The organism is Anabaena sp. FACHB-83 (assembly GCF_014697485.1).
Classification (GTDB): Bacteria; Cyanobacteriota; Cyanobacteriia; order Cyanobacteriales; family Nostocaceae; genus Nostoc_B.
Map to the genome: position 1 here is coordinate 15,749 of NZ_JACJRY010000029.1, position 11,399 is coordinate 27,147.

The 11,399-nt window shown below is 45.5% G+C and carries 5 protein-coding genes; all 5 read right to left on the minus strand.

The genetic code is table 11. The features are described from left to right. Position 1: 1 nt before the first annotated feature. Positions 2–427, minus strand: coding sequence for an EVE domain-containing protein (locus tag H6G79_RS25540; RefSeq protein WP_190592945.1), 426 nt, complete (start codon positions 425–427; stop codon positions 2–4). 20 nt (positions 428–447) lie between these two features. Beyond that, positions 448–2,301, minus strand: a complete 1,854-nt coding sequence (locus H6G79_RS25545) for a DUF262 domain-containing protein (protein ID WP_190592946.1) — start codon at positions 2,299–2,301, stop codon at positions 448–450. Between the two features lie 4 nt (positions 2,302–2,305). Continuing rightward, positions 2,306–2,716, minus strand: coding sequence for an ASCH domain-containing protein (locus H6G79_RS25550; protein ID WP_190592947.1), 411 nt, complete (start codon positions 2,714–2,716; stop codon positions 2,306–2,308). A gap of 117 nt (positions 2,717–2,833) precedes the next feature. Then, positions 2,834–4,900: a UvrD-helicase domain-containing protein gene (locus tag H6G79_RS25555; protein ID WP_190592948.1), complete on the minus strand. Its 2,067-nt coding sequence runs from the start codon at positions 4,898–4,900 to the stop codon at positions 2,834–2,836. After that, positions 4,900–11,397, minus strand: coding sequence for a DEAD/DEAH box helicase (locus H6G79_RS25560; RefSeq protein WP_190592949.1), 6,498 nt, complete (start codon positions 11,395–11,397; stop codon positions 4,900–4,902). The genes H6G79_RS25555 and H6G79_RS25560 overlap by 1 nt, the downstream gene beginning before the upstream one ends. Positions 11,398–11,399: the final 2 nt, after the last annotated feature.

Sequence of the window (11,399 nt, forward strand, 5' to 3'; positions counted from 1 at the left end):
ATTAATTACCTTTCAACTCATGTACACGCTGCCATTCCTGCTGAGTAATCTTGTAATTGGTAGCATTCGGCTGACGAATAACAATCAGATTTTTCAACACAAGGTCTTGTTTTAAGTTTTCCCGTAGCAAAGGTTTTTCTAACAACTTGCTAGTGAATCGAATCCTGGCACAGGGTTTAATACCAACACGACTTGTATCAATCCAATAACCAATGTCAGGTGGACTAGCGATAATCTTAGGTGGTTCGGTAATCTCTGCGATCGCATATATCCCTGATTGCTCCCCAGATTTCCAGATCAGCACTCCGTCACCAGCAGCCATTTCTTTGGCATAGCGTGTGGCCAGCCAGGGCATCTGCTCAAAGTCGCGGATGCTATCAATGATGCGGTAATACTTGGGGTTTCCTTGAAATAGCCAATATGTCATGTTGTTAAATTAATTTTTGATTACTCGTCTTCATCTACAACATCGCTAAATGCCGAATCGTCTACCACTAATACTGGCTTGCCCATAGCAGCCTCAATTTTGGTAAGTATCATGCGCTGACGCGATACCATAAACCCCTCAAAGTCATCCTTTCGCAGTGTTATCGGATCAATTTGGTGTGTCGCCAAAATTGCATCCATACCTGCATCATCAAGCTGAACATTTTTCTGCTGTTGAAGCTGAATTAGATACTCACTCGGAGCTTTACCGCCAATCATCCGGTTTGCTTTATAGGATATGGGAGTTTTGTTGAGAATAGAGTTATAACGAGATGCGGGAATCCCTTGCTTGTCACACCAACTCTTCGGGAAGATATGATGGATGTCAAGCTTGCGTTCTTCCCAATCGCTTTCATCTAGCTCCTGAATAGTGGACTTCCAGAAAAAGTCTTTAGCTCCTTCACGCTGAATTAAAGCATTAACACCTTTATATGCAGCACTGGTTCGAGAACGCAAACTGCCTAAACGCGCAGGTTGAAAATTGGCATCCCGAACCGTATTAGGTTCTTCCTTGCCATCCTCAATCCAGTCGATAAGCTGTTGAATATCTAAAGCCATACGAGTTTCAACTGCCCCGCCGTACAATTCACCGAGGATACCGCACCAAAACCAACGAGCAATTTTTTCATAAACTTTCGGTTCTAGCCAGCGATCGCCTAACAATGCCATGACTGCGGCAAGAGGAATAAGTTGCGTGCGGTAAGGCAAATCGCCAGTTGAGAAAAACGATTCCTGACGCAACAATTTAGCTGCTTTCCAAAAACCTTGCATAAGAGGTTGTTTCCATTTTTGGAAAGCATCTAGGGGCAAAGACAGAACAGCTTCGCGCTTGGCAGTCACACCTGTTACTTGTTTACCTGTTTTACCTGCTTTTAAGTCTTGCTGGCGTTTCTCCAAAGTGTACAGCAGTGTCAGCCCTTGTAAAAACTCCGTAGGCTGGACTTCACGTAACAAACGCTGCTTTTTCAGATGTGACTGAATACCTTCAATCCCTTCTTGACTATTACCAAACCATTCATCCCGCAAGTTAACATTATCAGCAGCATAGCTGGCTGTCACTAGTTCAAAGACTGTTAATGGTTCGCCTCCTGTATTTACTTTTTCAAATACAAGACATACTGCCTCTTTTGTGTTGTTGCGGTTAAGCTCGATGATTGGTAATTCATAATAACGAAACGCATCAAGAACTTGGGTACGAAAGTCCATATAGCGATTCAATTTATTTGACTTATGAGTGAAGTCGTACTGGTTTAATCCTACTTCCCAAGCACCTGCATTAAGTATTTGATTACAAGGGAAATAAAAGTGTTCGTATTCTTTCTCTGGCGTACTAAGGTCAAGCTTGACATCACGCCCAAAGTTTTCCTTTTGAATGCGATCTGCATCAATGCTAATAATCGCGCTTTCGTAATGTTCTGCCCCCAGTAAGGCTGTTTCAATATCGATATAGTAATAACGCTGTACTACCTTCTTTTTAAAATCACGAGTTTGTACAGGTTGCTGAAATATTAATACTTGAGTTAATGAAGTCAGCCTTTGTTGCCCGTCAAGAAGCAGCTTTTTCAATTTATCAATTGTTGCTTGTGTTGGCTCTACTCCCTCAACAGGTCTAGCTTTAAACTTAGCATCGCCACCAGCTTCAAGTAACATAATTGCTCCCACAGGGAAAGCACGCGCAATACTAACTAACAGCGAACGGATGTGTTCATCATCCCAAACCCAACCTCTTTGAAAATCAGGCAGTTGAATTTCACCCGCTACAATACTATTTAACAGAGTTTGCAGTCTTGTTTTTGTAGAATCGAATGTAGACATAACTTTAATTTAATAAATATTCTCTGATTTGATTGCTGGCCAATGTAAACACGACTTTTCTCTGTTCGTTAGTTGCACCCCAAAAAACTGATTGTGAACCTGCACAATCTATCGGAGTTTGAAATTCAAAAGCCTCTGCTAATTGATAAATATAGTTGTTATATCCAGCTTGTCTACAGCCCGTAATCTTACAGGCCCCGATGATTGCACCACGTTTAATACTGCCTGGATGGATACCATACTCCGCAAAACATTCATCGCTGGTAGTTGATTTTGAGGCATGAATTAGTATCCATCCCTTCCGATTGGTAGGTTTACTTCTGTACTCTTCATCTTTCAAACCACGCACAATTGCATAAGCATAAGGCGGGTGAACTGACATCGCTTTTAGTTTAACTGGGTAGTTAATATCCATGATTTTTGGAGTTTTTGCTTACTAACAATTAAATAAAAATTAATTCACTTAATGCCCAGATTTTGCAAAATATAGTCCAATATCTTTCAAGGATCATTAAGTACGATAATGCTTGGGTCATAAAATACAAACTAGAAGACGTTCCCTAGCACGTGTAGCAGCAACATATCGCTCACAGCGTTCAAGTAGTTCAGCGTTTGCCAGATTATTCATTGCATCAGATTCATTGCTACACGCCATTGCGATCGCCCGAAATTCTAAGCCCTTAATTCGCTTCATTGTTCCTAGACGAACCCCAGGTTCCTCTGGGCCTTGATCTTCTCGTCTAGGCATGAGTTCAACAGTCAGAATATTCTCTGCTTTAATTGCTGCGCGGATTGCTGGTTTATAAGGTGTGACGCAGATTTCATGGGAAGCAAAACCATGTTGCTCAATCAATTCCTTTGCCCAATTAGCAATACGCTTTGCCTCTTCTTTTTCATCCGCGCACTGTACAATCTCTGGTTTTGGGCCTGTAAACACAGAGCGATCGCCTACAATTGTGGTTTGTCCTTGATCTAAATCGTCAATGATAGTGCCTTCGAGGATTGATTGAGCAAAAAGCCGAATTTGTTCACTGGTACGATAATTTACTTTTAATTGTCTGGAACGTCCTTTGACATATATACCAGCTAAATTTAAAGGTACTTTTCCCCGATAAATACGTTGATGTCCGTCTCCTGCAACGCATAGAGGATCTGAAAGTCCCCGATCTACCTGACTCAGAGCGGCAATTAATTTTAAAGCTTCCAGGCTGAAATCCTGCACTTCGTCTGCTAATACGTGTCTAAAAGGGGGAAAATTACCTTGCTCAACAGCAAATCGTGCTTGATGAATTGCACCTTCAAAAGTTAATAGATTTCGCTTGAGCAGTAAACGCCTGAAAGCCTGAAATATTGGCCATGCCTCACGTCGTTCTTTTCTTCCCATGCGAGGCCGACCTGTACGGACGGTAGTTAAATAAGCTTCCTCAGAATCAACTCCATTAGCATCAATTACAAGCTCAAACTCCTTCTGGAGTTCTGCTTTGGACATTGGTAAATTAACTATAGTTGGATCTGCCCAAACCTCATCCCAAAGCTCTTTGAGTTCTTCAGGTGAAGCAATTCGCCCTTTCCATCCACTGCGAGAACAAATAGTGCGGGCAAGCTGATTTAAATTAGTAACTTCAATGTGTTCTGCTGCTATTGGGTCGAGGCGGCGTAAGTAACTTTTGATAGTCACAGATAGGTTAGTTGTAAAAGTAGTTAGCAGTATCCGTTCCTTGGGATTTTTGAGATGCTTGGCAAGGTAAACAGCGCGGTGCATTAAAGCAACAGTTTTACCAGTCCCTGCCGCACCTGTAATACTCATAGCTCCATTAGTTCGCCACTCAACAATCTTCCGTTGTTGGGGATGGAGAAAAATTCGCCACTCTTCTAACGAGCCACCTTCCAGCATTGCTTTGAGGGTTTCTTCCCCTTCAACTACTACTAAATCTCGGTTTGGTCGCTGGGTAAGCCCTGAGAAATCTCCGGGGCCAAGAATAGTTACAGGTTGCTCATTTTCTACATGGGTTCCTAGTGCTAGGGCTAGGGCTTCGTCTAAAGATAAACCAGCTATAACCCCTACAAGAACTTCATAGCATTCTGGTGGGAGATATTCGCTCAACACTTCTAACTCTTGGTCACTCTTAATTTGTCGAACTGCTGGGATCAGTAGCTGCGGTACTCCAGCATGGAATAGTTCATCATCGGCAAGATTTTGCAGGGGATAATCATGAACTGTTGGTGTTGGAGTTACAGCATCTTGCAATGCTGCTGTGGTTTCTTGAACGTCAAAGATTTGGAACGCCCCAGTGCTGCTATGTACTTCAAAACGCTTGTTTTTTGCCCAAGCATAAGCACGGTCGTGGGAATCAATATGAACTAGCAGAAAGGTATCGCCTTGTTCTGGGGCAATGACAATAGCCCGATAGCCATCTGGTAAGTCTGCTCCGCGAACTTTGGGATCGAGCATGGATTCTTTTAGCCCATGCAATCCAATTGCTGTGTCCCAAGGATTATTTTGAAACTTCTCAATTAGTTCTGGAACTTTTTTTTGCACTTTTTTGGGCAGTTTGTGAAAATGCTTCAGCACTTGGGCGTGCATCATGAGGTAAGCCATCAATTATTCTCCCTGGTTGCAATTAGTTCAATTAAAAAAGCAGTACCTTTTGCTTGTATTTCATTCGCAGTGACAACAGTCCAACCAGTGGCTTGCCAAGCCGAAACCAACAAGGCTTGGTCTCCCCCTAAAACTGCAATTCGAGTCTCTAACCATGCCAACTCTGCTACGGCGTTTTCATCAATTGCCTCATCTTCATAAGCAGCTTGCGGTACTGGCACTCCTGCTGCTGCCAGTTCGTCAACGACATATCGCAGTGATGAAATTACCTCAGATCGCACTTGCACCCATTCTCCACTTGCTTGGGCAAAGCTGGTATCAGGAAGTACATCCGGTGCAGTACCAGTTTCTACCTCTGAGGTAGTGAAGAAGCTGAACGCTCCACAAAACTGCAACAGGTTGAGGCAAGACAGAAACTTGCGCCAGCGAGGACGATAGGTTTGGGTGGCTAATCGCTCAGTTTCACTGTCATCTAAGCGGGCAGTTACCCGCACGCGATCGCGTCTATTTGTCAAGCAATCAGCAATGGTTGAAAGGGCGATAACATCTGTTCCACCGCTAATTTTGTCGTAGCAGATCCACTCGCCATTATCGATGCTGGTGGGAACAATAAAATTCTGACCACTGCGCCAATTATTCAAGGCAATACGCAAAGCAGATTCAGCATAAGCATATTTCTCGGCTAGTATTTCTAAAGGAAATGCGGCTGTAAACTCTGCTAAACGTCGCCAACCACTAGCTTGAGGACATTGGATAAATCCTGTGATTTGTTGCCAAGCGTTACCAATTGCTAATCTTCCTGAAGGTATGCCTTGGTGAATGCCTGCATTCGCAAAAATCTCTACTTTTGTTGCTATTGCTTGAGGAACAACCAAAAAGTCTTCTAACTTTGTTGCTGTCAAATCATCCCATGTTAGATTCCAAATGTGATAACGACCAGAAGCGAGAATAGCTCGTCGCTTTGCCATGTCATCGGCTAGTCGATTAATTTCTACATGAAACTCAAAGCCATCAGTGAAGATAGCGACTGGTTTAATCGACTCGTCATCAGCACACCTAAGCAGGAAGTCTGGTTGACAGGCGATCGCAACCCCTTGGGCTAATCCCAACTGCGGCTGTAGCTCAAGCTCCCAGGTGCGGCTGGCGTTGGGTAAATTAAAGCGAAAACCTGCCTTACCATGTACTAAGGTTTTCTCCCAAATGCCGTTATGCTCATTCACCCATTCTTCCAGCTTGCTGACAAACTTGCGCTCTAAAACACTGCCAAGCAAGGAATTATCAGGAATTTCAGTGAGGGCTTTGTGTTCCACTCGCCGTTCGCCTGCGGCAATTAGTTGCTTTAGCAGTTTAATGCCCCGTTCTCGGCTGATGGATGTAGCACTGTATTGTTGAGCATAAGTGCGGATGCAACGATAGCAGCCATCTGTATCGCGATCGCTTTCTTTTTCACTCAGCCGCCCACAACGGCAGGTTTCTAAAGCATCTAAGGCACGGCGCATCACTGTCATGATGCCTTCCCCTGTCCTTCCCGCAGCATCGGTTTCTTGAAATAGGGTTTTGAGGTAGCCTGTACCACCAGGAACCCGATCCAAGATGATTAAATAATCGCGTTGTACATTCTTTGCTCCATCGGGCAGTCGCTGGGGAAAGATAGTTAGGTGACTAGGATCGCCCTCAAATCGCAGCCGCAATCCCAACAATATACAGGCTTCCAAAGTCGGGATGTCGTCATCAATCCAAGATGGAACAAGAATCCGAATTGCCTCTGAACGAATCTCACGATACAGGTACACCGACTCTGCTTTAAAAGGATTGCTAGAACGACCTTCTGTTTTGGCTTTTTCTTGTCGCCGACGAGCAGAACAACTGCGGCGGTGTGTTACCTGGTCGATGAATTTTCCTGGTGTGGCAACTACGCCACAATCTGCACAAACTTGAAAGCCACGCTCAGGGGCGTGTCCCTCTGGGCCGAAAGCCACTGTGCCAGCTTCATCAAAATAGCCGACGTTAATTTCACGCAAGACTACAGCAGCACGATATTCAACCCCAAAGGGTAGGGTTTCTTCGCCTACTGCTCCTGTTGGCTCGTCAACAGTGAGGTCAAAACTCCGTCGCCTCTGATAAATAGTATGTTCTCGTTCATCAGAGCGATCGCTTGAAAGACTATCATATTGTTCCATCACCGAGATAGCTTCCGACCGCGAAAATTCAATGAAGGAACGGTGTTGACCAATATCTGCTTGACTATCATCACCACCGTCATGACCGCATTGAGGACAAGCTGGTTCTTGGTTGATGTTGCTGGTCAAGCGCATATGTCCACATTGTCCGCAAATTGCCCAGGTTTCTGTTAGCGGTTCCTCTTTACTACCAATGGAAATTTGCTGAATCTCAAACTGGCGTTTATGCGTGTAAAAGTGATTGTGGGGAGCTAATTCTCTGAGTGCAGTAGCAGCAGGTCTGACAACTTCAATTGGGGGAACGGGATTTTCTCTAACTCGGTGGCGATTATAAACTGAACCATAAAAGCGCACACCAGATTCAGGAAAGGCATAATTTGGTAATAGTCCGTGGTCAGTCAGTAACTCTAGGGTGGTGATGCGAGATAGGCTGTTTTGTCGTCCTTTCAGGACACGCAGTTCATCTTCAATTTCTCGCAGTGCATCTTCCTCATGTTCTTCAATCTGAGACTTTTGATTCTGCAATCTTCTTCGGGCATTTTCTATTTCCCGTCGCTGACGGTCAAACTCGTTAACAACTTTGCGAATCCGTTGCTGGAGTAGTTCGGTTATAGTCTCGCTACAAAATCTTGTTCTTGTATCGTCTCGAATTACATCCAGAAAACGTGCTAAGAAAGACTCTTGCAATTGCGTCTCATTTTGGCCCATCCATTGCAACATTTGCGGAATATGGCCTTTGGAATTCTCGATATCCCGAATCAATAATGTGCCAGTCCGGGGTAATTCTGACAAATTTCCAGTTTTTACCGCCGAGTCAAAACAGTAGGCAAGATACTGACGTACTAGGACAGCTGAAGCATCCACCCAACACCCAGGCGGGTCAACTTTACCACGTAGCATTTCCACAGGTCGGGCATAAAAGAAAAGGTCATGGGGTTGATGCTTGATAACTGAGACAATTAATGCTGTACCTGTTGCCCGTCCTGCTCGACCAATTCGCTGAAGATAACTAGCTGTGGTGGGCGGTATGGAACATAACATGGTGCTGGATAAATCGCCGATATCAATCCCCATTTCTAGAGTACTGGTGCAGGTCAGCACGTTGGGGTCGTCTGTATGTTCGTTCCGCGCAAAGGTACGTTCTAGGGTTTCTCTTTCGTCTGTCGCTAAAAGTCCTGTATGTTCGTTGGCGACAACTCGACGTAAAGCACCTTTGCGATAGCGGTCTTGGTAGTATATTTGTCTTTTGGTAAAGTCTTCACGACGATACGCGCCTGCCCTCGCACTGTATTCTAAGCTAGGCGCGCCATTCCAGAAAATTGCTTCCTGTTCTGGACGAATTATTTGTCTGCCTGTTTCCGAGCAAATTAACCGGACTCCGTTTGGTACTAAACTTACGGCTTTGGGATTAATCGCGTAGTAAGCTTTATTACCATCTGTATGCAGCCTTATTAAAAGTTTTGTCGTTTCTGCTGCTTGATATAACAGTCTGAGCAAGTCTACTGTCTCTGCTTCACTCATCGGATAGTTCAGTACCCGATGTGTCCACCGGATATGCCAAGGCTGGGTATTCCCTGAAGTGTTGCCAAAGATAAAATCGTGATTGCGATCGCTCACAGTAACCATCAATTTAGGTCGATAACGACTCATCGGCGGATGAACTTCTCGGCTCAAAATTGCACGTCCAAAGGGAGCTTTCCCCCAGTAGCTTTTGCGGGCTAAGTCTTCTAGGTAAGAATGTCCCAATGCGCCGCGTAATCGATAACGATACAGTATTCCCAGTAGCCAGCGACGCAGGTTGTCTTCGCTAATTTTTTTCAGTTGCGTATCTACAGACTCGATGCGATCGCTAATTTGCTTCACAGTCTCATCTATCTTCTGCCAATCCCAGGCAACACAGGCTGAACCACTCGCTTCTATCGTGCGTCCCCGCAGTAGCATGACTCCAAACTCGCTGGTGGCTTGCCAAGTTAGCCTTGTTTCGATATCCGATGCTAGGGCAGTTGGGGGATTTGTGAGTTTAGGATTGTTGCGATAATTAAGGTAATCTTGGTAATCATGTAAATCTGGTGGCAACAAAGCAGCAATCGCTTTTTTCATCGTCCCTGGTTTGCCAATTCCGGGCTGACTCCACCATTCCAATAAGCGTTTTCCTACTTCTGTTAAGGGTAAACCTGCTATACCAGCATCATTAATTACCCCTTGCAGGGCAGTGCGAAAGGTGAAGTTATAAGTCCGGGCTGAGAGAAACCCGGCACGATGGGAAGCATCCTGAACGCTATCCGTGAAAGCCAGCAGTTTTGGATCGTTGTTGAGCATAGATCCAAATAACTCATCCACCATAACGCTTGAAAGGGTAGCGGAACGGGAACCAATAATAAAAATGCTCTCCCGCGAACCGCAACAAGGGCAAGCCTGAACTCCGCGCATGGAACCATTTTCTAGTTTTTCACCATCTTGGTTGAAGGCAACCCGCAAGCGGCGTGTGTCATTAGTTAAAGGACAAGCCCCCTGTCCTTGGCGCAGGACTAGACTGGAGGGATGGAGATACCAAGCTCCAAACAAATCTCCTGAATTGATTGAGCCATCGCTATCTGGGACAATTAGCACAATGCGTTGGTCGTGGCTACCATTGCGACCAAACCAGCCCCGGTAAATAGCACTGATATCATTAGTCAGCTTAAAACCTTGAACGCCTCTGGCATTAACGGCGGTATCGGATTGACGATTTTGCATACCAATCCAGCCAGAAGCACCGCACTCGTTACATTGGAAGGCGGGAAGTAAGGTCTGTTCTGGCGAAGGTTCATCTAGCCAACCAAAAATCGGCTGTTCTGCCACGACTCGACCAATCCGCGCTAATTCTCGTACCCAAAGCTGCACTTGAGTAGGGACTAGAGGAAAGGCACGTTTGCTGCGAATTTCTTTGGCGTGGGCAACAAGGGCAAAGAAGGCTGTAATAATCCGCTTCCGGTCTTCTAAGTTAGCGACAGCAATAAAGGAAAAATCTTTGGCTGCTAACCTTTCTACTAACTTTGTCCAAGTCAAGGGGCCTTCCAAAGAACGTTCAGCAGCGTCGAAAAGTTCCAGCAGGTGCTTGAATAGTTGCGTACCTTTTAACCAATCTCCTAAAGCAACTGACCAACACTCAACAGCAGTATTGCGATTGCCTGCTGTTGGTTCAGCAAATTCTGGCCCGCCCCAAATCTTTGCTTGGCGAATAGCGTAGGCTGTAGCATCTTCGTCTGCTTGGGGTTCGCAGTCTTCAGAAGTTGGTAAATCTAGGGAAATCAGGTCTTGTTCTGGTTTGACAATTTCCTCAACTGTCAGCCGATCCTCGACAATTACGGCTTCTGTGGGAATTTCTTCTTCAAACAAAGTGCTGGCAAACCGAGCTAGGCGATCGCCTCCTGTCTCGACTGTATCTACTGATATTGTTAAACCAAGAGCGCGATCGCTGCGGTCGCGGTCGTCCATTGTGGCACTTGTACCTACAACGCAGAGTTTCCCTTTGGGAATACTCAGTCTTTCTTTGAGTCGGCGAATCAAACAGGCGACATCTGCACCTTGTGCGCCATCGTAAGTATGAAGTTCATCAAGGACAAGATATTGCAGGGTGTCCGATTGGTTGAAACGCCAAAGATGCTGGTCTTGTGGTCGTAGCAGCAGAAAATCCAGCATTTTGTAGTTAGTCAGCAGGATGTCTGGCGGGTTTTCTAGTTGGGCTTCGTGGTTGGTAATGCCGTGGTCTTTGCCCATGCTGGTTGTACCAGAATCTTGGGAGGTGGGATCGCCAGGGTCGTAACGTCCGGTGTAAGTACCGACGCGAACACCTGCTTTTTTCAGTGCTGGGTCATCCCAAATAGATTTGGCGAAGCGGCGTTCTTGGTCGGCAGCCAGGGCATTCATCGGGTAGAGGACAATTGCTTTAATCCCAAGCTGTCCGGCTTGTTTGGCTCGCAGACAGTGATCGAGTAAGGGGTAGAGAAAGCACTCAGTTTTACCGGAACCTGTGCCAGTAGTGACGAGGGTGGGTTCTGGCTTGTGGTTTTTGCTACTTAACCGTCTCCAGGCGACAGCTTGATGGCGAAAGGGAAGGAAGAGAACGTTGAGGTCAAAAGGAGGGGTATAAGGTTGATTTACCAACCGGAAAGGGCGGCGCAACTGTACCCACGGGCCTTTAAACAGTCCTCGTTCTGGGTCTTGGAGGAATTGTTCAAAGGCACGACTGACGGAGCGATCGCGAAAATCAAAAGTAGATTGCAGGTAATAAAGCACCTGGCGGCGGATGTTTTCGGCAATATGGGCTGGTAGCATAA